The 21,390-nt window shown below is 65.7% G+C and carries 15 protein-coding genes and 1 pseudogene; 9 read left to right on the forward strand and 7 right to left on the reverse strand.

Annotated features, from left to right (window positions below):
- Positions 1-148: 148 nt before the first annotated feature.
- Both Q2T94_RS05285 and Q2T94_RS05290 read left to right on the forward strand, forming a co-directional pair.
- Positions 149-1,054: a 3-methyladenine DNA glycosylase gene (locus Q2T94_RS05285; RefSeq protein ID WP_302263159.1), complete on the forward strand. Its 906-nt coding sequence runs from the start codon at positions 149-151 to the stop codon at positions 1,052-1,054.
- Between the two features lie 48 nt (positions 1,055-1,102).
- Positions 1,103-1,579: a hypothetical protein gene (locus tag Q2T94_RS05290; RefSeq protein ID WP_302263160.1), complete on the forward strand. Its 477-nt coding sequence runs from the start codon at positions 1,103-1,105 to the stop codon at positions 1,577-1,579.
- 10 nt (positions 1,580-1,589) lie between these two features.
- Here the strand turns inward: Q2T94_RS05290 and Q2T94_RS05295 are convergent, their stop codons facing one another.
- Both Q2T94_RS05295 and Q2T94_RS05300 read right to left on the reverse strand, forming a co-directional pair.
- The gene (locus tag Q2T94_RS05295; protein WP_264269858.1) at positions 1,590-2,255 is read right to left on the reverse strand and encodes a response regulator transcription factor; all 666 of its coding nucleotides are present in this window, start codon (positions 2,253-2,255) and stop codon (positions 1,590-1,592) included.
- Positions 2,252-3,973, reverse strand: a complete 1,722-nt coding sequence (locus Q2T94_RS05300) for a sensor histidine kinase (RefSeq protein ID WP_302263161.1) — start codon at positions 3,971-3,973, stop codon at positions 2,252-2,254. The genes Q2T94_RS05295 and Q2T94_RS05300 overlap by 4 nt, the downstream gene beginning before the upstream one ends.
- A 211-nt stretch (positions 3,974-4,184) precedes the next feature.
- Here Q2T94_RS05300 and Q2T94_RS05305 point away from each other — a divergent pair, with 211 nt between their 5' ends.
- Complete coding sequence (locus tag Q2T94_RS05305; protein WP_264269856.1) at positions 4,185-5,609, forward strand: CitMHS family transporter; 1,425 nt, start codon at positions 4,185-4,187, stop codon at positions 5,607-5,609.
- A 166-nt stretch (positions 5,610-5,775) separates the two neighbouring features.
- Positions 5,776-7,347, forward strand: coding sequence for a Na+/H+ antiporter (locus Q2T94_RS05310; RefSeq protein ID WP_264269855.1), 1,572 nt, complete (start codon positions 5,776-5,778; stop codon positions 7,345-7,347).
- A gap of 417 nt (positions 7,348-7,764) precedes the next feature.
- Here Q2T94_RS05310 and Q2T94_RS05315 read toward each other — a convergent pair whose 3' ends face one another.
- From Q2T94_RS05315 to Q2T94_RS20525, 3 genes and pseudogenes are all read right to left on the reverse strand, one after another.
- On the reverse strand, positions 7,765-10,215 hold the full coding sequence (locus tag Q2T94_RS05315) for a hypothetical protein (protein ID WP_302263162.1): 2,451 nt from the start codon (positions 10,213-10,215) through the stop codon (positions 7,765-7,767).
- A 511-nt stretch (positions 10,216-10,726) separates the two neighbouring features.
- Positions 10,727-11,014: a YchJ family protein gene (locus Q2T94_RS05320; RefSeq protein ID WP_367281527.1), complete on the reverse strand. Its 288-nt coding sequence runs from the start codon at positions 11,012-11,014 to the stop codon at positions 10,727-10,729.
- Positions 11,015-11,065: 51 nt separating this feature from the next.
- Positions 11,066-11,128 (reverse strand): annotated as a pseudogene (locus Q2T94_RS20525) (SEC-C metal-binding domain-containing protein); the annotation flags it as partial.
- Positions 11,129-11,329: 201 nt separating this feature from the next.
- Here Q2T94_RS20525 and purS point away from each other — a divergent pair.
- Genes purS through purL form a run of 3 tightly spaced genes read left to right on the forward strand, consistent with a single transcriptional unit; the run spans position 11,330 to position 14,660 of the window.
- Entirely contained in the window at positions 11,330-11,581 is a 252-nt protein-coding gene (gene purS / locus Q2T94_RS05325) for a phosphoribosylformylglycinamidine synthase subunit PurS (protein WP_264269852.1), read from the forward strand.
- Positions 11,581-12,336: a phosphoribosylformylglycinamidine synthase subunit PurQ gene (gene purQ, locus Q2T94_RS05330; RefSeq protein WP_264269851.1), complete on the forward strand. Its 756-nt coding sequence runs from the start codon at positions 11,581-11,583 to the stop codon at positions 12,334-12,336. The genes purS and purQ overlap by 1 nt, the downstream gene beginning before the upstream one ends.
- Positions 12,337-12,374: 38 nt before the next feature.
- The gene (gene purL, locus Q2T94_RS05335; RefSeq protein ID WP_302263368.1) at positions 12,375-14,660 is read left to right on the forward strand and encodes a phosphoribosylformylglycinamidine synthase subunit PurL; all 2,286 of its coding nucleotides are present in this window, start codon (positions 12,375-12,377) and stop codon (positions 14,658-14,660) included.
- Positions 14,661-14,843: 183 nt separating this feature from the next.
- Here the strand turns inward: purL and Q2T94_RS05340 are convergent, their stop codons facing one another.
- Positions 14,844-16,199, reverse strand: coding sequence for a Fic family protein (locus tag Q2T94_RS05340; RefSeq protein WP_302263164.1), 1,356 nt, complete (start codon positions 16,197-16,199; stop codon positions 14,844-14,846).
- Positions 16,200-16,685: 486 nt separating this feature from the next.
- Here Q2T94_RS05340 and Q2T94_RS05345 point away from each other — a divergent pair, with 486 nt between their 5' ends.
- Positions 16,686-18,578, forward strand: coding sequence for an FAD-binding monooxygenase (locus Q2T94_RS05345; protein WP_302263165.1), 1,893 nt, complete (start codon positions 16,686-16,688; stop codon positions 18,576-18,578).
- Between the two features lie 346 nt (positions 18,579-18,924).
- Positions 18,925-19,707 (forward strand): SDR family oxidoreductase, encoded by a 783-nt coding sequence (locus Q2T94_RS05350; RefSeq protein WP_302263166.1) that lies wholly within the window; start codon positions 18,925-18,927, stop codon positions 19,705-19,707.
- A 38-nt stretch (positions 19,708-19,745) separates the two neighbouring features.
- Here Q2T94_RS05350 and Q2T94_RS05355 read toward each other — a convergent pair whose 3' ends face one another.
- Positions 19,746-21,386, reverse strand: a complete 1,641-nt coding sequence (locus Q2T94_RS05355) for an HD domain-containing phosphohydrolase (protein ID WP_302263167.1) — start codon at positions 21,384-21,386, stop codon at positions 19,746-19,748.
- Positions 21,387-21,390: the final 4 nt, after the last annotated feature.

Consider the following 21,390-nt stretch of genomic DNA (forward strand, 5'->3'; position numbering starts at 1 on the left):
AACAAAGGAAATTACCCCAAACGCTCATGTCAAATACGCTTTATGGTTGTTCACAATCCTGCGCGGGGGGCCTTGACAAAGGTCGTTGAATCGGAGCATGCGATTCAATAATTAAGGCTTTCCCGGCCGGCGCGGCGATAATGAATGGATGCTCTCCTCCTCGCTTGCCTGGCTGCCCGAAGAGCAGTGGCTGTCGTCCGCCGCCGCTCATCAGGTGCGCGCAAAGCGTTTTGGCGAACCGTTCACGGAGCGCAGGATGAAGCGCCAGAAGCACCCGATCGAGGACTTCCTCTTTACCTATTACACACAGAAGCCTGGGCAGCTCTATCGCTGGCATCCGGGGCCCGGCGTGGTGCTATCCGGGGAGAGCGCCACGGAACGCAGAGACTGGAAGTTCTATCGCGAAGTCGTTGACGAGTCGACCGGCGAGCGCGGCTACACGGTGGACCTCGAGGCGTTTGCGCAAACCCGCACGGAGGCGATCCGGTTCGCCAACATCATCCTGGCCGGAACAGCCACCCGAGCGGCCAATTTCGCATGCTTCGGCCTGCACGAATGGGCCATGGCCTACAAATCGGCCGACAACGGGATCAGGCACGAATACCTGCCCCTGCGCCTGGGTTCGGCGGGAACCGATGCGGTGGTCCAGGAGCACAAGATCCGCTGCACCCACTTCGATGCGTTCAGGTTCTACACCCCCGAGGCCGTGCCGCTCAACGAACTGCAGCCAACCCGTGAAACCCAGCGGGACCTCGAGCAGCCCGGGTGCCTACACGCCAACATGGACCTGTACAAGTGGGCGTACAAGCTGACCCCCGCGGTGCCGAGCGACCTGGTCATGGACTGCTTCGAACTGGCGTGGGACATCCGCACCATGGATATGCAGGCCTCTCCCTACGACCTGGCCGACTGGGGCCACCGGCCCATCGCCATCGAGACTCCCGCGGGCAAGGCCGAGTACGTTCGCTTGCAGAAGGACTTTGCCGATCGGGCGCAGGTGCTGCGCGAGCGCCTACTGGCCGTTGCCCAATCACTGCCGTTGCCACAGACTTAGAGGTACCGGCCGCCACCGGCGGCCGACGCATGATTGGAGGGCAACTCCATGCGGCACATGAACCATTCGCTTCTCCCCGCGCTGCTCCTTGGTGCCGTCGCGTTGCTTTCCGGGTGCGCCGGCGGCGGCGGAACCGGCGGATCGCCGAGCGCGTCGACTTCCAGCCAGGGGCAGGGCCAGGACACCGACCTGCAGATCTCGATCCGGGCCGACGGAAACGCTGAAAGCGCGCACTTCCACCTATTGTGCGACGGGCCCGTCGCCCTGGAACGGAGCAACCACCCGCGGGCCGCTGCGGCCTGCGCGCTGGTGGATGCCCACCCGCAGCTGCTCACCGAGCCCGCGGCGGGCGCCACGCGGATGTGCACCCAGCAATACGGCGGTCCGGCCATCGCACGGGTGACGGGCACGCGGGACGGGCAGGCGGTGGAGCGCACCTTCGACCTGCATGACGGCTGCGCGATTTCCGACTGGACCGCCGCCTTGGCGCTACTGGTCGACCAACCTTCAGGGCAACTGCAATAGGGAGGGGGCCTCAGCCCTGCACCAGGTAGCGGTGTTCGGGCCTGCCCCGGCTGCCATAGGCCAGCTCCAGGCGCAGCGATCCGGCCTGCACCAGGTTGGCCAGGTAGCGCTGGGCCGTGGCGCGGGAAATCCCCACGGCGGTGACCACCTGCATGACGGTGGCAGGTTCCCCCGCGGCGGCAACCGCGGCGAGCACCGCCTGCTCGGTGGGCGTAGCCACGGCCGTGCCACCTTCCTCACCGGCCAGCAGCGTGCGCTGCGCCCGGTCGATGGCCTGTTGGTCCAGCCCGGTTGCGGTGTCCAGTTGCCGGCGGTAGCGGGCGTAGGCCCGAAGGCGCGAGGCAAGGACCTTCGGGTCGAACGGCTTGACCAGGTATCCCAGCGCGCCGCGCCGGATGGCGGTGCGCACCGCATCGACCTCGGTGGCAGCCGAGAGCACGAAGGCGTCCACGTCGAGGGTGGCCAGCAGGTCCAGGCCCGAGCCCTGGGGCAGGTAGACGTCCAGCAGCAGCAAATCCGGCTGCTGCTCGGCCACGGCGCGCGGCACCATGCGGGCATCGTGCACCGGCGCCAGGGCGCGGAAGCCCGGCACCGAATCGACGTAGCCGGCGTGTAGCGCCGCCACCCGGAAATCGTCGTCGACGACCAGGACCTTGTAGTCGGTTGTCTCGGTCATGGTGCTTCGGTCCTTTCGGGAGATCCTGATTCGGTGGACAGCACCCCGGGCAGGCGTGCGGCGAAGACCGCTCCCGCCGCCGGGTGTGCGTTGCTTTCGGGTGCCGCAGGCTCCTGGCGGCCACCGGGATCCGCGATCCAGACCTCGCCGCCGCGGGTGCGCGCCAGGCGGCGCACCAGCGGCAGCCCCACGCCCTGCCCGCGCTCCGGGGAGCCCGGCAGCGCCCCGGTGCTGACCCCTTCGGCGAAGACGTCGAGCCCGGGTTCGACCCCGGTCCCGGAATCTGCGACGGCCAGGTGCAGCGTGGAGCCCTCGGACAGCAGGTCGACCTCGACCCAGCGCGGGGCCGGGCCCTCCACCGCCGCACGCAGCGCGTTGTCGATCAGGTTTCCCAGCACCGCGGTGGCGTCCTGGGCGTCGATGAGGCTTCCGTAGAGCGCGCTGGCATCCCCCACGCGCAGCACCACGCCGCGCTCGTACGCCTGGACGCCCTTGGCCCCGAGGAAGGCCCGCAGGTAGGTGTCCTCGATGGCCTCGAGGTTCTGCACCGGCTCGCGCACCGGCCCGGACTCGATGACCTCGCCGAGGTAGTCGCGGGCCTCGTCCACGTCCCCGTGGTGCAGCAGCCCGGAGATGGTGTGCAGCCGGTTGGCGAATTCGTGGCGCTGGGCGCGCAATGCCGAGGCCATGGTCTCCACCGCGTCCAGCCGCGAGCCCAGGGTCTCGATGGTGGTGACATCGCGCAGCAACACCACCTGGCCCAGGTCGGTGCCGTCGCGTCGCACCGGGTGGACGGTGGCGACCAGCGCTGCGCGCTCGGTTTCCAGGCGAAGCGTTGCACCGTCGCAGGTGGCGATGGCGGCAACCAACGGCGCGGGCAACTTCGCCTCGGTATAGGGCAGCCCGATGATGTCGGAGGATTCGTGGCGGTGCGGCAGCCCCAGCATGATCCGCGCCGCCCGGTTGCGCACGCTCACCCGTCCGTCGGGGCCGATGCCGATGACGCCGTCGGCCACGCCGTAGAGCACTGCGTCGCGGTCCCGCAGCAGCTGCGCCATTTCGGCTGGTTCCAGCCCCAGGGTCTGGGCCTTGAGCCGGCGCACCAGCCAGCGCGTCGACGCCGCGGAAAGGCCCAGTGCGGCGAGCCCCAGCCCCAACACCCAGAAGCCGGCCACGCGCAGCCGGGCCGCCAATTCCTGGATCCCGACCCCGACGCTGACCTCCCCGACCACCGTGTCCGAAGCGGGCGCGAAGACCGGCACTTTGGCGCGCACCGATTCGCCCAGGGTCCCGTGCTCGCGGGACACCGATTCCTGGCCCGACAGCGCGACGGGATCGGTGGAGACCCTTTGGCCCAACAGGGATTCGGTGGGGTGCGCCAGCCGGATCCCGCGGTCCTCGGTGACCACCACGAAGAAGGCCCCGGTGCGCGTGCGCGCCGCCTCCGCCGCACGCTGCACGTACCCGGCGCGCAGGGCCGCGGCGTCGAGCGAGTTGTCGTCGTCGGCATGGCCCTTCACCTGTGCCCGGATCTCAGGGTCGGCGGCGAGCGTGCGGGCGATGGCCAGGGCGCGCTCCTGGGCCTGCTCGTTGACGCGTTCCACGGTCACCCACATGGCGCCGGCGGCAGCGGCGAGGATCATCATTCCCACCACCGCAAATTGCAGGCCCATGATCCGGGCGGCGAAACCGCGGGAGGGCTTTGGCTCTTGGGGCATGAAACCAGTTTAGGACCTTCGTGGGCTTTATGAGCAAAAAAGGATTTAGGGGAAGAAGGGTGCTTTGTGGGCACAACCACACTGGCGTGATGCGCACCACGTAGCGTGTATATCCGCGGTGCATCGGGCGGCCAACGCTTCCGGCCCCCACAGGCACCGACTCCCATCACTCGCGTAGAAATACGCACCATCTTTAGAAGGAGACCCCCCCATGCTGGTAGCACTCGGGTTCCTGATGGTCGCCACGTTCATGGCGCTCATCATGACCAAGCGCATGACCCCGTTGTTGGCGCTGATCATCGTGCCAACCGTCTTCGGCCTCTTTGCCGGCGCCGGCCTGGGGCTCGGCGACATGGTCATGGACGCCGTGAAGTCCATGTCCGGAACCGCCGCACTGCTGATGTTCGCCATCATGTACTTCGGCATCATGATCGATGTGGGGCTCTTCGACAAGCTGGTCGACGGCATCCTGAAGCTGGTCGGCAACGACCCGGCCAAAGTCGTCATGGGCACCGCGCTGCTCACCGGCCTGATTTCCCTGGACGGCGACGGCTCCACCACCTTCATCGTGGTCACCGCGGCGCTGCTGCCGATCTACCTGCGCCTGGGCATGAGCCCGGTGGTGCTGACCTGTGTTGCCGGTTTGACCAACGGCACGCTGAACATCGTCCCCTGGGGCGGTCCGACCGCCCGCGCCGCGGCCGCCCTGCACGTGGACGCCTCGGCAGTGTTCGTCCCGATGATCCCGGCACTGGCAGTCGGCCTGGTTGTCGTCTTCGGCTTCGCCTGGGCCATGGGCATCTCCGAGCGCAAGCGCCTGCAGCGCGAAGACCCGCTGCGCTGGGGCCCGGGTTCGGTCATGACCGGCGGCACGTCCGGCTCCTCCGACTCCGGAAACACCAAGACCCCTGCAGGCGGCCGCGGCGTCGCCCTGCTGGAAAAGGTTGCAGTGCGCGGTGACGGCACCGAAACCGCCACCATGAACGGCACGGTCCTGGACCCGACCCGCGAGACCCTGCGCCCGAAGCTGTTCTGGTTCAACCTCTCGATGACCGTGGCCATCTTCGTGCTGCTGATCCTGGACCTGATGCCGCTGTCCTACCTGTTCATGGTCGGCACCGCCGTCGCCCTGCTGGTGAACTTCCCGAAGATCTCCGACCAGGCCAAGATGATTGCCTCCCACGCCTCCTCGGTGATCGCCGTGGTCTCCATGGTGCTTGCCGCCGCAGTGCTCACCGGCGTGCTCTCGGGCACCGGCATGGTCGACGCGATGAGCGCCTGGCTGGTCGACGTCATCCCCACCTCGATGGGCCCGTACCTGGCGATCCTCACCGGCATCATCTCGATCCCCGCCACGTTCTTCATGAGCAACGACGCGTTCTACTTCGGCATCCTGCCGGTGCTCACCGAGGCGGGAGCCCACTACGGCATCCCCGCCGTGGACATGGCCCGCGCCTCGATCACCGGCCAGCCGGTCCACATGCAGTCGCCGCTGGTTCCCGCGATCCTGCTGCTGGTCTCGATGGCCAAGGTCGACCTGGGCGACCACCACAAGAAGGTCCTCTGGCGCGCACTGGTCGTCTCCCTGGTGATGCTCGCCGTCGGCGTGCTCACCGGCGCCATCGGCATCGGCTAGGAAGCACCTCACGCCGACACGGGAACACACCGCGCCAGAGGGGGCGGAGGACGGGAAACCGACCTCCGCCCCCTCTGTCTGCGTGCGGTGACACAGGTGGCGCTTAACCTCGCCGAAACCGACGTGTGAAAAGCTTAGGGATACGCGAAAGAGTGAGGCGACACCCATGGAATTCCTGCTGCTGTTGGTCGGCCTGCTGTTCGGGACGGTGCTGGTGGTCGGGCTGGGCGAACGAATGCGCCTGCCCTACCCCATCCTGATGCTGCTCTTCTCCGCCGGGGCGGCGTTCCTGCCGTTCATCCCCGAGGTCCACATCAACCCGGAACTCATCCTTCCGCTCTTCCTGCCGCCGCTGCTCTACGCTGCTGCCCAGCGCAGTTCCTGGTCGATCTTCCGGCTGCGGTGGCGCTCGCTGGTGCTGCTGGCCGTGCTGCTGGTCCTCGCGACCACCGCCGCCGTGGCGGGTGTCGCCTGGCTCATGGTTTCGTCCATGGCCTTGCCGCTGGCCATCGCACTGGGCGCCATCGTGGCCCCGCCCGATCCCGTCGCGGTGGAGGCCATCGCCAGCAAGGTCAAGATGCGCCGCCGCCTCATCACCGTTCTGCAGACCGAGGGCCTGTTCAACGACGCCATGGCCATCGTGATCTTCCAGGCGGCCGTTGCCGCTGCCATGAGCGGAGGCGAGGTCGGTTGGAACGTCGTGCCGAAGTTCCTCATCGGCGCGGCCGGCGCCATCGTCCTGGGCCTGGCCATGGCCTGGCTGATCGGCACCCTGAACCGCTTCGTCCCGAACCTGGTGGCCCGCTCGGCCGCGACGCTGGTGGCGCCCTACGCGGTGTACCTGCTGGCCGAGGAAGTCCACTTCTCCGGCGTCGTTGCGGTGGTGGTCACGGCCCTGGAACTGGGGCGCAGGGCCCGCCCGCAGGACTCCGAGGAACGCCTGACCCGGACCGCCTTCTGGGACGTGGTGGAGCTGTTGACCACCGGCGTCGCCTTCGGACTGGTGGGCATCGAGATGCGCTACATCATCCAGGACGAGGGCAAGAACCTGCTGACCTTCATCCCCGGCATCGCGGCCATCTGCGCCACCGTCGTGCTGGTGCGCTTCGGCTGGATGATGGCCATGTACAAGATCGGCGGGACCGAACGCAAGAACAAGACTCCCGGATCGCTCAAGGAAGTCCTGGTGCTCTCCTGGTGCGGGATGCGTGGGCTGGCCACACTGGCGCTGGCACTGGCCCTCCCCTCGACCATGGCCGATGGACAACCGCTCGAGGGGCGCAACTTCGTGGTGGCAACGGCCTGCACGGTGCTGATCGTGACGCTGGTTTTGCCTGGCCTGACGCTTCCGGCCCTGATGCGGGCGCTCAAGCTTCCCAATGACCACGCCGTCGAAGAGCGGACCCAGCGTGCACTGGCCCGGCGGGCGGAGAAGGTCGCGCTGGAAACCATGAAGCGCTCGAAGGCCGCCGCGGCCCTTCCTGCCGAACGCCGCCAGTCCCTGGCCCGGCGCATGTCCTCGCTGCACACCATTCTCGAGGCCGACTTCGAGAAGGACCCGGAAAAGATGCTGCGCCTGAAGCAGATCCTCACCATCATGGACGATGTCCAGCGCGAGGCACTTGATGCCGCACGCGAGGAAATGCTCAAGGCCCGCAACGAACCGGGCAATGACCCCGAACTGGTGGACAGGGTGCTGCGCCGCTTGGACCTGCGCACCGTCACGCTGGACCACTGACAGCTCGTCGGGTCCCACCCTCCAAAGGATCGGGTGCAAGGGACGGCGCACGGTTGAGTGCAAGGTCGATGAAGGCAGGGGCTCGCCCGGGCAGCCGGCTGCCTTCCAGCCATCCAATCGTGGCTTCCGCTGAAATCGGACTGGGCTCCATCTTCAGGGGCTTTACCGGGAGGCCTTCGTAGCTCATGGGAGGGGGGGTCAAGGTCGGTGGTTGCCGGAACAACGAGTACCCGACTCCACGCGCGGCCATTGAACGGATCAGTTCGACGTGCGAAGACCTCAACCCGATCCGGGGAACAAGCCCCCTGCCGGGAAAGGTCGACGAGGATGTCCTCGCCCATACTCCGCCCAGCGAAAAGGGATGGTTGCCGGCGCCAGAGAAGAAAAACAGCCGGCGGCCACCCGGCATTCCGCCAATCAGGCCCCGCGCACGGCCACGAGCAGGGCTCGGGCACGCCCCGCAACATCGGCATCGCGCATGGATAGCACCGAGACCAGGTATTCGAGCTTGTGGATCTGCGCCGTGTAATCCGGGCCGAAGCGCTGGGCCAGCGGGCGGGCGGCGAGTTCCTCGGCCATGCGCCAGGCCACGGCCAGCGCACTTTCGAAGAGTCGTTGGTCGCCGGAGGCCGCCAGCGGGACCGAGCCGCGATCGACCATGAACACCGCATTGAGCCGCGAATCGTCCAACCCCATGGTCAGGGCCTCAAGTTCCCGGCGCACGGTGCGCAACCTGGCAGCGCCCTTGCCGAAGCGGCCCAGGCGCATGGACATGCTGCCGCCGTAGCGAAGCACCTGGTAACCGATGACCAGAACAAGCCCATTGGTCGGGAACAGCAACCAGAACAGGGGATCCAAATTGGAGTCCAGCTCCCGCTGGCCGTTCAGCGGCAGAACCCTCGCCAGGCGATCCAGGGTATTGGACACCGCCCACTCGGGTGACATCTCGGGGGTGAAACGGTTGGTATTCCAGTCGAACCTGCCCAGCGCGGCAGTTACGCCGGTTGCGACCGCCGAGGTCAACCACGCGGGCGCCGTGGTGGATCCGTCATCAAAGAACCACACGGGCAGCACCACCTGTCCGGGGAGCAGTTCCCCGCTGCCCTCGTCAACCAAGTGGGGGTATTGGGCCTTGATCGTCCACATGGATTCCACCAGCAGCTGGGGGTCGAAACGGGTATATGCGAAAGGGTCGGAGGGGTCGTAAATCTTCGCTCGGGCCTCGGGGTCCATGGTGAGCTCCAGCTCATCCTCAGCGTCCCGGGCAACCACCGTCACCACGAGGTCTTCGGTGAAATCGACCGGGAGGCCGCGGCGGATTTCATCCACGTCGAATTTGCTGTCGTCGGGCTCAAAGCGCAATGTCTGCAATGGCCGGTTTCCGGTCGGCACGGCTTCGGCCACGTCTTCGATACCGACGATGACCATCGAGCTCAGCATGGCCGAGGCCAGCACCAGGACGATTCCGGCGAGCACCTTGGCGCTCCGGCGGACGCCCGTGCGGAGTGAGGGATGCAGCGGGGTCTTGCCGCGTGCGGGTTCCGCGGCGTCATCGAATTCAGGGAGCCTGCCGAACGCTTCGCGGGCCATGGCATTCACCTCGTCCACCGCGTTCAGGGACAGCCGCGAACCCTGGGGGGTCAAGCCAAGGCTCGTACGCAACACGCCCAGGTCTTCGGCGGGCCTCGGGGCCGCCAACGGGCGTCGCCGAAGCATGCGGCGCAACCTCCGCGGGCGGCCCAACTTCCGGGAGAGCGCATGCGCCTGGCGCTTGAGTACACGCTCCGCTTGGTCCCAGGCGCGCACGGCATGTTCGGACCCGCCCGCCTTGCCGGTGCTTGCCGCAAGCAGGGCGTCCAATGCGGATTCAAGGTCGGTGACGGCCCGCGGATCGATCGCGCCGGCCGGGGCGGCGCGCAGGCGCGCCAATAGTTCCCTGGTGGCGAATGCCAGCGGTGCGGTCAACCGCTGGAAGGTGTTTTCGCCGCCGCGGAAGCGTCCAATGACGGCACCGGCACCCATCACGGCGTCGGCCGATGCGGCCAATTGCGACACCAGGGATTCGAAACTTTCGAGCTTTCGGGCGGTTTCCGGTGTCATGCCGCTGCCGCGCGCATGCACCGCTGCGACGACCTTTTCCTCGGTTCGCGCCAAGTCCAGCGACGCCTTGCGCACCTTGGCCCAAGCGGCAGTGAACCCGCGGGGGCGTTGCCCCGGGTCGACGGCGAGGTAGGTCACCTCGAGGGCTTCGAGCTCCAGGACCACGCCTGCAAGTTGGCGCTGCGCGGCGGTGAGCCGGCGGAAGCGGGCCTCCCACCGGGAACGGCGGCGTTGTGCCTTGGAGAGGGCGAACGCCGTCAGCGCCAGGCCCAGCGCGGTGGCCATGATCCAGGGCCAGTACGAAGGCGGAGACCCGTGGTCGAGGTGCCGGGATGCTTCTTGTGCCGCGGCGATGACTGCCAGTGGCCCGTGGCCGATTCCGACATTGGCCTGGTATGCATCGTGGATACCCTGGCCGACGGCGAGGTTTTGGGCCGGATCCTCGAAGAAGGGGCGGATTGCCACCTTGTCGCGGGCTTGGGCTCGCCTGATCGAGCCGTCGTAGTTATCGATCGTTGCGGCTTTCGGGAGCTTGGTGCTCAGCAGGATATCGGTGCCCGGGGCGAGGTTTCCCTGCTGTTCCTCGAGACTCAGCGTCCGGTCGGTGACCGTGAGGGTGAGCGGTTGCCAGGAAGCGACGGGTCGGTCCAGTGCGGCTTCGACCGTTTCCCGGGAGATGTTCCACTGCTGCTGGCCCTCAATGACGATCCGGACCTCGGAATCCGGTTGGGTGGCGATGTTCACGAGCCCGGTGGTTCCGAAAACCACGGTGACAGCCCCGAGAAGGATGGATATCCAGGGGAGGCCGAAATTCGGTTTGTTGCCGGAACGGGCGGGCGGTCTGGCTTTGCGGCTCATGGACTCAATCAGGCGTATGCGGGCGTGAACCAGCCAATTCTAACGAAAATTGAATAAATGTCTGGCCGCGGAATACCCGGCCCTACGCTTTTGGAAAACATCAGAACCAGGCGAGCCAACCGCGAAACCCGTGAGCATAAACAACTTTGTGCTGGCGGGAGTCAATATTGCAGAACGAGCCCACCAACATGGACAGGCCAAACGCTGCGGGGTTGGTTCCTCGAGGTGGTCCGGTGCGAACGCGACCGGGCGGTGGTGAATGGCGGAATCGAACATGGTGGCTTCCGTATGGGTGGATCAGTCTTGGAGGACCGAACCACTCAACAGGAGCCACTCCTTTCTGCCCTGGCGACGAACCGACTTGACGTCATGCTCAGAATCTCAACCGAACGGCATGGGGCCCAGCCGCCGTTGCCGGCGGTTATTCCTCGCCGTCGAGGTAGTACCAGCGTCCGCCCTCGCGCGTGAAATTGCTGACCTCTCGCTGGGAACCCGGCTGGTTCAGCAGGCGGTAGTGCGCCTCGAACTCGACGATGCCGCGGGTGTCGAACGGCCCTCCTGCTTCGGTGCGGATGATGGCCAGGTCGCCCCAGACGATCGCTTCGTCCAGCACCAGCTCCGCAGGGCGCGTGTCCGGGTGCCAGGTTGCCAGCAGGAATTCCGGAAGTCCTAGGGCGAAGGCACTGAAGCGCGACCGCATCAGCGACACCGCGGTTCCGGGCCAAGCGGGGGCATTCGAATCTTCGTATCCCCGGTGATATCGGCCACAGCAGGATTCGTAGGTTTCCCCGGAATTGCAGGGGCAACGCGCATCTTTTTCCATTGAACCAGCCTAAGGGCAGTCGGATCGACGGAATAACGGCGGCCAGCCTGCGCTCCGGGACCCCTGCAACCCGACACAAAACCAGAGGAACGACCCCGTGCCGGTAGACTGGGCAGGCAAGCTCGCGGAGCGCCCCCACCCTTGGCGTGAGACGGCACGTCCGCGGGCGATTAACCACCCCTCGCGCACAGGAGAACCCGGATGCCCCGGATCGTTGTTGATGTTATGCCCAAGCCCGAAATCCTTGACCCGCAGGGCAAGGCCATCGTCGGCGCACTTCCCCGCCTTGGCTTTACCGCTTTCAGCCAGGTTCGCCAGGGCAAGCGCTTCGAACTGACCGTGGACGGCGAGGTCACCGAGGAAATCCTCGAGCAGGCCCGCAACGCCGCCGAGAAGCTGCTCTCGAACCCGGTCATCGAAGACGTTGTCAACGTCGAGGTAGTCGCAGACTAATGAGCGCAACCGAACTTCCCCTGATCGGCGACTATTCGACGCCCGTCGCAGCGCTGTCCGGCGCCCGCATCGGCGTCGTTACCTTCCCGGGCACCCTCGATGACCGCGATGCTGCCCGCGCAGTGCGACTGGCCGGCGCCGAGGCAGTGTCCCTGTGGCACGCCGATGCCGAGCTTCAGGACGTCGACGCCGTGGTCATTCCCGGCGGATTCTCCTACGGCGACTACCTGCGCGCCGGCGCGATCTCCCGCTTCGCACCGATGATGGGCAAGATCATCGACGCCGCGAACTCGGATGCCAAGCTGCCGGTCCTGGGCATTTGCAACGGCTTCCAGATCCTGACCGAATCGCACCTGTTGCCGGGCTCCATGATCAAGAACGATCATTTGAAGTTCCTGTGCCGCGACCAGGTCCTGCGCGTGGAAAACAACAACACCGCCTGGTCCAACCAGTACGCGCAAGGTGAGGAAATCACCATCGTGCTCAAGAACCAGGACGGCCAGTACGTGGCCGACGAAAAGACCCTCGACGCCCTTGAGGCCGAGGGCCGCGTGGCCTTCAGCTACGTGGGCTGGAACCCCAACGGTTCGCGCCGCAACATCGCGGGCATCACCAATGCCGCGGGCAACGTCGTGGGCCTCATGCCTCACCCGGAGCACGCAGTAGAGGCCGGATTCGGCCCCGACCACACCGGAACCGACGGGCTGGGTTTCTTCACCTCCGTCCTGACCCACCTTGTTGGAGGCCAGAAGTGAGCGCCGCAGAGCAGACCACCGAGCAGAAGAAGTTCAACATGGACACCGTGGCCAACGCCGCGGCCACCCCGGAGACCGAACTGCCCTGGGCCGAGCTCGGCCTGAAGCAGAACGAGTTCGACGAGGTCGTCAAGGTCCTGGGCCGCCGCCCCACCGCCGCGGAACTGGCCATGTACTCGGTCATGTGGTCCGAGCACTGCTCCTACAAGTCCTCCAAGAACCACCTGCGCCAGTTCGGCGACAAGGTCAGCGAGGAAATGAAGAAGGACATGCTCGTTGGCATCGGCGAAAACGCCGGCGTGACCAACCTGGGCGACGGCTGGGCCGTGACCTTCAAGATCGAGTCGCACAACTCCCCCACGATGATCGAGCCGTACCAAGGTGCTGCCACCGGCATCGGCGGCATCGTGCGCGACATCATTTCCATGGGCGCCCGCCCGGTGGCCGTGATGGACCCGTTGCGCTTCGGTGCGATCGACCACCCGGACACCGCACGCGTGATCCACGGCGCGGTCGCCGGCATCGGCGGCTACGGCAACTCCCTGGGCCTGCCGAACATCGGCGGCGAAATGGTCTTCGACTCCGTCTACCAGGGCAATCCGCTGGTCAACGCGCTGGCAGTGGGCGTGATGCGCCACGAGGACATCCGCCTGGCCAACGCGTCGGGCAAGGGCAACAAGGTCGTGCTCTTCGGTGCACGCACCGGCGGCGACGGCATCGGCGGCGCCTCGATCCTTTCCTCGGAGTCCTTCGACGACACCAAGCCCTCCAAGCGCCCCGCCGTCCAGGTGGGTGACCCGTTCGCCGAAAAGGTGCTCATCGAGTGCTGCCTCGAGCTGTTCAAGGGATCCCTCGTTGAAGGCATCCAGGACCTCGGCGCCGCGGGCATCTCCTGCGCCACCTCGGAACTGGCCTCCAACGGCGACGGCGGCATGGAGGTCGAACTGACCTCCGTCCTGCTGCGCGACCCGTCCCTGACCCCGGGCGAGATCCTGATGTCCGAATCCCAGGAACGCATGATGGCGGTGGTCTCCCCGGAGAACATCGAAGCCTTCGAAGCGACCATGGACAAGTGGGCCGTGGAGTACTCCTGGCTTGGCGAGGTCACCGACACCGGCCGCCTGATCATCAAGTGGGACGGCGAAGTCATCGTCGACGTCGACCCGCGCACCGTCGCCCACGACGGCCCGCTCTACGACCGCCCGTACGCCCGCCCCGAGTGGCAGGATGCGCTGCAGGCCGACACCTTCAAGTCCTCGGAGGCCGGCGCCAACCTGCCGGCCACCGGGGATGAGCTGAAGGCCGCACTGGTTGAGCTGATGGCTTCGCCGAACATGTGCGACAAGTCCTGGATCACCAACCAGTACGACCGCTACGTCGGCGGCAACACCGCGCTGGCCTCCCCGGACGACGCCGGCGTGATCCGCGTCGACGAGGAAACCGGCCTGGGCGTTGCCCTGGCCACCGACGCCAACGGCCGCTACACCTTCCTGGACCCGTACCACGGCGCGCAGCTGGCCCTGGCCGAGTCCTACCGCAACGTCGCGACCTCCGGCGCCGTGCCGATGGCCGTCTCCGACTGCCTGAACTTCGGCTCCCCCGAGGACCCGGATGTCATGTGGCAGCTCGCCGAGGCCATTCGCGGCCTCTCGGATGCCTGCCTGGAGCTCGGCGTGCCGGTCACCGGCGGCAACGTCTCGCTGTACAACCAGACCGGGTCAACTCCGATCCACCCGACCCCGGTCGTGGCGATGCTGGGCAAGTTCGACGACGTCGAGCGCCGCACCCCCTCGGGCTGGCGCGCGGATGCCGACGGCCAGGCCATCTACCTGCTGGGCACCACCTTCGACGAGCTGGACGGCTCGGAGTTCGCGAACATCCGCGGACACCTCGGCGGCCTGCCGCCGAAGGTCGACCTGGCAGCGGAGAAAACCCTGGGCGCGATCCTGATCAACGCCTCGCGCGACGGCATGATCGACTCGGCCCACGACCTCTCCGAGGGCGGCCTCGGCGCAGCCTTGGGCGAGATGGCCCTGCGCTACGGCGTCGGTGCCCGCGTGGCACTGGATGACCTGTGCGAGCGCGACGGGGTGGATGCGTTCACCGCGCTCTTCTCCGAGTCGCAGGCCCGCGCGATCGTCGCTGTTCCGCGTTCCGAGGAGGTCCGCTTCAACGACATGGCCACCGCGCGCCGGTTCCCGGTGGTTCGCCTCGGCGTGGTTGACGCCGCGAGCACCTCGCTGGAGGTCCAGGGCCAGTTCGACCTGGACCTGGCCGAGCTGCGCGAGGCCCACGAGGCGACGCTGCCGAAGTACTTCGGCTAGGCACGTCTGGCCACTGCGGGGCGTCGGGGATTTTTCCCCGGCGCCCCGCCGATGTTTAACTTCATCTTCACCTTTTCGGCCAAGTCAGATTGAGTTCACCGTGCGAGAGATCTGCTTGCGAGCATCTCATAATCGAGCAAAGCGAACTTCAAGCTAGTTTCAAGGTCAAATTTGAACTTGAAACTAGCTTGAAGTTCGAGCTCGACCTATTTTGCCCGAAAGCTTATTGATCAGTTGCGGCGTTGGACGCCAAAGATACGACCTACCTACCTTTTGTTTTGTCAGGTAGCCATGTTTGGTGAGATCGTTAAGATCAGCGCGCGCAGTTTCGTGTGACACCCTGAAGCGATCCCGATACTGCCTCACCGAAACCCGCTCATTCTCATCACGAGCCAACTTCTCCAAAATTTCCGCTTGCCGGAAATTAAACTCAACAGTTTTGCTCGCGAGGGCAGAGCGTATATCGGCGGCCTCCTGGACCTTCGCCTGCAAGTGGTCATCTAGCTCGTCAAGCGCTCGGATAAAAACGTCCAGCTGGTAGTGGATGAAGTAGGTGAGGTCGCGTTCGTCGTCCTCAGTTAGCAAATAGGCAGTTGAGTATCGCGACGGTGCTTTCTTGAAAATCTTGGAGATCGCGACATACTCACTGAGCCAGTATTCTTGCTTGAGCATGCACCAATAGAAGAGAGCTCGAGCGGTTCGCCCGTTACCGTCAGCAAAATAATGGTCGTAGCCAACCATAAAATCGACAATTACCGCCCGCACTACTGGTGGAATGTACGCCCCTTCCGGGGTATCACCGTTGGCAAAATCGCATAACGCCTGCAGTCGCTGGGGAAGTTGGTCTGCACTCGGTGGCTCGTGAACACAAATTTCGTTATCCCATACGGCAACTCGTTGATGATCGAGAGTTTCCAAACGACCTGCGTCGCTAGGGTCTTCCAATGTCCCATCGGTCAGGATGCGATGTAGTTCAATGACGAATTCTGTTGTCAACGGCTCCGCGAGCGAAGTTCGAATCCTCTCCATAGCCTGATAATTGTTGTATATCATGAGCTCAGACTTGTTGCGTGGATCCCGCTTTGAGTCAAGCATCTCGATGGCGACTCGTCGCGACGTCGAAGCCCCCTCCAGCTGGCTCGAAGTAATCGCCTCTTCTACAAGCGATCGCACAATGTACTGATTTCGACCAGTTGTCCCAAAAACGTCGTCCGGCGTTCGAATCTGACCACTTGCGCGACGCGTAATTTGCTCACTCTGCTTGAGCAGGCGATCAGTCATAGTGAATTGAAAGGCCTGACCGTTCTTGTCGGACAAATCAACGGCACGATACTGGCTGCGGCGAGCAAACTTAAGCGACAACCACCATTCCTCAAGAGTCATCGCCTCAGGCGGCGTCTTATAACGAAGCTCGTCCCAATGCATATACCGTGAATCGTCAGGGTGAGCACTCATGAGTTCAAACAGGCGATTAGGTTGAACGGAATAGATCTTTTGCATCGCTGCTTCGATGTTGGGCGCGGACATTGGCAGCTTCATTGGACCTCGCTTCATTCAGATCTACTTCAAATGGGCATCAAAATTTGAAGTTAGATGCAGTCGAGCGAACTTCAAGCTATCTTCAAATCCAAATTTGAACTTGAAGATAGCTTGAAGTTCTCTCCGCGCCAGCACGAATGCTCGACGGGCGAAACTGGTTGAAGTGGATGGCTCCGCGCGAGGAAACCATCAACTCCCGATTTACATCCATACTTCAGTCGCCACGCATCTCGAGGAATCCACAAAGCGATAGGCCTCACGCTCATTTCCGGCCAATCGCCGGAGCGTCCGTACGCAACCGATCGCACACCCAAGCGTCAGACGGCACGCGCATTTCCCGCGCCTCCGCCACCCGCACTTGTGACCCACAACGCCTTGCCGTAGAGTTCTACATCACAGGCCAAAGTTCGACTATAGAATCCAGTGTTCGACTATAGAACACCATGCGGCGGCCGCAGACAGAACTCGACGAAGTGAGGAAAGCCCGTGCAGTTCCACCACCACGGTTACGTATCCGGTGACCCGCGTATCAAGCCAGCAGCCGGCGTCGGCATCAACCGTCCGGAGGAGCTGCCCGAGAACATCGACGTGCTCATCGTGGGCTCCGGCCCCGCCGGCATGCTCACCGCCGCCCAGCTCTCCCAGTTCCCCGACATCACCACCCGCATCGTGGAACGACGCGGCGGCCGCCTGGAAATCGGCCAGGCCGACGGCATCCAGGCCCGCAGCGTCGAGACCTTCCAGGCCTTCGGCTTCGCCGAAGCCATCACAGCCGAGGCCTACCGGATCACCGAGATGGCGTTCTGGCGCCCGGACACCGAGAACCCCAAGAACATCATCCGCGGCGGCCGCGCCCTGGACGACACCGTGGGCATCAGCGAGTTCCCCCACCTGATCGTGAACCAGGCACGAGTGCTCGACTACTTCGCCGAGGTCGCCAAGAACTCCCCCACCCGCCTGGTCCCCGACTTCGGCTGGGACTTCCAGGGTCTCGAGGTGGCGGAAAGCGGCGATTACCCCGTCAAGGTCACCCTGGTGCGCAGCGCGGGCAAGGATGAGGGCACCACGCGCATCGTGAACGCCAAGTACGTCGTTGGCGCCGACGGCGCACGCTCCAAGGTCCGAGCCTCCATCGGCTGCACCATGGCCGGGGACCAGGCCAACCACGCCTGGGGCGTCATGGACGTGCTGGCATCCACCGACTTCCCGGATATCCGCCTCAAGTGCGCCATCCAGTCCCACGACGGCGGCTCCATCCTGCTGATCCCGCGCGAAGGCGGGCACCTCTTCCGCATGTACGTCGACCTGGGCGTGGTGCCCGAGGGCGACAACGGCGCGGTACGCAAGACCAGCATCGAGCACATCATCGAGCAGGCCAACGCGATCATCCACCCCTACACGCTCGAGGTTCGCAACGTCGCCTGGAGCAGCGTCTACGAGGTCGGCCATCGCCTCACCGATCGCTTCGACGACGTATTGCCGGAGGACCGCGGCACCCGCAACCCGCGCGTATTCATCACCGGGGACGCCTGCCACACGCACAGCGCCAAGGCCGGACAGGGCATGAACGTCTCCATGCAGGACGGCTTCAACATCGGCTGGAAGCTGGCCCATGTGCTTGAGGGCCGCAGCCCCGAGTCGCTGCTGGCCACCTACTCGGCCGAGCGCCAGGTGGTGGCGAAGAACCTCATCGACTTCGACAAGGAATGGTCGACACTGATGGCCAAGAAGCCCGAGGAATTCGAGAATCCCTCGGACCTCGAGGACTTCTACGTGCGCACCGCCGAATTTCCCGCGGGCTTCATGACCGAGTACGCGCCCTCCATGCTCACCGGCGAGGCCGTGCACCAGGAGCTGGCCACCGGGTTCCCGGTGGGCAAGCGCTTCAAGTCGGCCATGGCATCGCGCGTCTGCGACACCAACCCGATGCAGCTGGGCCACCACGCCACCGCCGATGGCCGCTGGCGCATCTACGTCTTCGCCGATCCCTCGGCCCCCGGGGCCGATTCCCCGGTGGGCGAGCTGGCGCAGTGGCTATCCACCGCGCCCGAGTCGCCGCTGGCGGCCACCCCGGCGGGCCTGGACATCGACGCTTGGTTCGACGTGAAGGTCATCTACCAGCAGAAGCACGAGGACATCGACATCAACGCCGTCCCCGCTGTTTTCAAGCCGGAGGTCGGCCCGTTCAAGCTCACCGAGTACGAAAAGGTCTACGGCACAGTTCCCGGCAACGACATCTTTGATGTACGCGGACTCTCCCGCGACGGCGTCATTGTGGTGGTCCGCCCGGACCAGTACGTGGCCAATGTGCTGCCGCTGGGCGCGACCGACGAGCTCGGCGAGTTCTTCGCCCGGATCCACTCGGGCGCGCGCGTCTAGCCACAACCCGAACCGAACCACCCGATTCGCGCCAGCGGATCACCAGAGGTAGTGCCCGCGGCCGATGGCCGCGGGCACTACCTGTTTTGCAGGGGGCACGTCTGATCGTCGACGGCGCCAGCCCGCTTTGGCGGCGCCGACGTCTGCCGGCAAACAGTCCCTTCCCCAAAACCCTTCATTCGATCTGCCGAAAGCCGCAGACCCGGCATGGTTCCGCGATACGTTGGAAGCAGCGCGAACCGGCCTGGACTCGCATCGCCGGACGAGCAGGAATAATCCGCAAATTACATGTGTTTGCATGAATACTGGCGGACACAACCGCTGGACCCACTGAAAGGAAGCACCCATGCAGAGGTTTGAAGGCAAGTCAGTCATCATCACCGGCGCAGGCTCCGGCCTGGGACGTGCCGCGGCCATCCAGATTGCCAAGGAGAAGGGCAAGCTGGCGCTGGTCGACCTGAACGCCGCCGGGCTGCAGGAAACCGAGCGGGAGATCCGGGACATCGCACCGGACGCAGAGATCATCTCGGTGACCGCAAACGTCGCCAACGAGTCCGAGGTGCAGAACTACGTCGCCGAAACCCTCAAGAACTTCGGGACCATCGACGGATTCTTCAACAACGCCGGCATCGAAGGCAAGCAAAACCCCACCGAGGACTTCGGCTCGGACGAATTCGGCAAGGTCCTGTCCATCAACCTCACCGGCGTCTTCTACGGGCTCAAGCACGTCCTGAAGGTCATGAGGGAGCAAGGTTCCGGCGCCGTCGTGAACACTGCGTCGGTCGGCGGCATCCGCGGCGTGGGCAACCAGTCCGGTTATGCTGCCGCCAAGCACGGAGTGGTCGGCCTGACCCGCAACTCCGCCATCGAATACGGCCAGTACGGCGTGCAGATCAACGCCATCGCCCCGGGCGCCATCATGACCCCCATGGTCGAGGGATCACTCAAGCAGATCGACCCGGAGAACTGGGAAGCCGTGGGCCAGGCCTTTGTCGAGCCGAACCCCATGAAGCGCTTCGGCAAGCCGGAAGAGGTCGGCCAGCTGGTCGCCTTCCTGCTTTCGGGCGACGCCGGGTTCATCAATGCGGCGGTCATCCCGATCGACGGCGGCCAGTCCTACAAGTACTGAGTCCCAAGACCGGATCCCCGGCAGGCCCCGCGGTGATGTCACCGCGGGGCCGTGCCGTGCCCGCGGTCCCACAGCCCGTGCTCAAGGGCGAAGAGCGTGGCCGAGACGCGATTTGATGCCCCGATTTTCAGGTAGATATGTTCCACGTGGTTGCGTGCGGTCTTCGGGGCGATGACCAGCGCCGCGGCAATCCGCCGGTTGTCCATGCCGCGGCAGAGCAGGCGCAACACCTCGATTTCCCGACCGGTCAGGCCCGCCGGACCGGCGGAGCGCCGCCGGTGTGCCAAGGGCGTGCCGGCCGCGGCGAGCACGGCATCAACGGCCGACGCATCGAGCCTGCCTGCCGCGGCCTCGGAGCGAAGCCGCTCACCGGCCGCCCGCGGGCCCAGCGCCTCCCGGTGCGGCCGCGGCTCGAGGTAGGTCTGGTGGGCCTCGGCGGCGGCGAGCAGTCGCTGGGTCGGATCCAGCTCGGACCCGGTCCTCCCCTGCGGATAGCCCGAGCCGTCGAGCCGCTCCCGGTGGGCGCCGGCCACCTCGGCCACCCGGCGCATGCCGGGCACCCGCGCCAGGATCCGTTCGGTGAGGAACGGGTACATGGCCAGGTGCTCCAGTTCCACCGCCGAGAGCGGCCCCGGCTTGTCCCAGACCGCGTTGGACACCCCCATCCGGCCCAGGTCGTGGACCCAGCCCGATCGGCGCAGCACCACTGTCTCGACCGGGTCCAGGCCAAGGCGTCCTGCGGCCGCGGCGGCGAGCGTGGCCACCGCCCGCGAGTGTCCCGTCGTCCACGGGGATTTCAGGTCGGCAAAATCACCCATGGCCTCCAGCACGGAATCGAGCCCGGCGGCATCCAGCGGTTCATCGGCCGGGGCGGAGGCCAGCACCGCGGGCCAGGGATCGCCCAGCATCAGGCCCCGGGACAATTCCGGGGCGCGTGCGCAAAAAAGGTCGGCGATCTCCGGGTCGAACTGGGTGCCGCGGCGTGCTGCGACCATGGCCACCGCCGCGTCGATGCCGCCGGAGCGCAGGAAGACCTCGGCCGCGTCGGCGAGCTGTGCGATGCGCATCTCCAGCGGGATCTGTGTCCCGGATTTCCCCGCGGGAAGTCCCAGGCCGTCCCAGCGCTCAAAGGTGTGGGCAAGGATCGAGGGCAGGTCCCCGTCCAGCCCCACCCGCGCCGCCAGCTGGCCGGCCGAGGTGCAATGCGAGGCAATGAGGTCCCTGACCGCTGTCTTCGCCCCGAGAGCGAACCGCGCTCGTTCCAGGACCCGCCGCCCGCCGGCATGTTGCGAACCGGTGTGGCGCAGCATCAGCGAGAGCATGGGCAAGCCCTGTGCATCGATGAGGTAGTAGTCGGAGCGGAAGGCGATGTCGTCGTCGAAGAGCGCCGCAAGTTCGAAGGAATCCGCGTGGCAGCCGATCCAGGCCAAGAGGTTCGCGTGGTAGATGCGCTCGCGCGCCGGCTTGTCGACGCCCAGCTGTTCAGCGATCCGCAGGCCCAGCAGCGTCGCGCGCATCATGTGTTCCATGGGCTGGCCGAGCCCCAGGTCGATGGCCAGTGAGAGTGCGGCGAGCAGTTCGCTGCGGCGCGGGGCGCCCGCCCCGGCCCGCGCGGCCGAACCCGCGGACCCCGTGACCGCGGGGATCCGGTCGAAGCCGCGCGCGCCCTGATCCGCCACGCCT

It is taken from the genome of Paeniglutamicibacter sulfureus, from assembly GCF_030512175.1.
Taxonomy (GTDB): domain Bacteria; phylum Actinomycetota; class Actinomycetes; order Actinomycetales; family Micrococcaceae; genus Paeniglutamicibacter; species Paeniglutamicibacter sulfureus.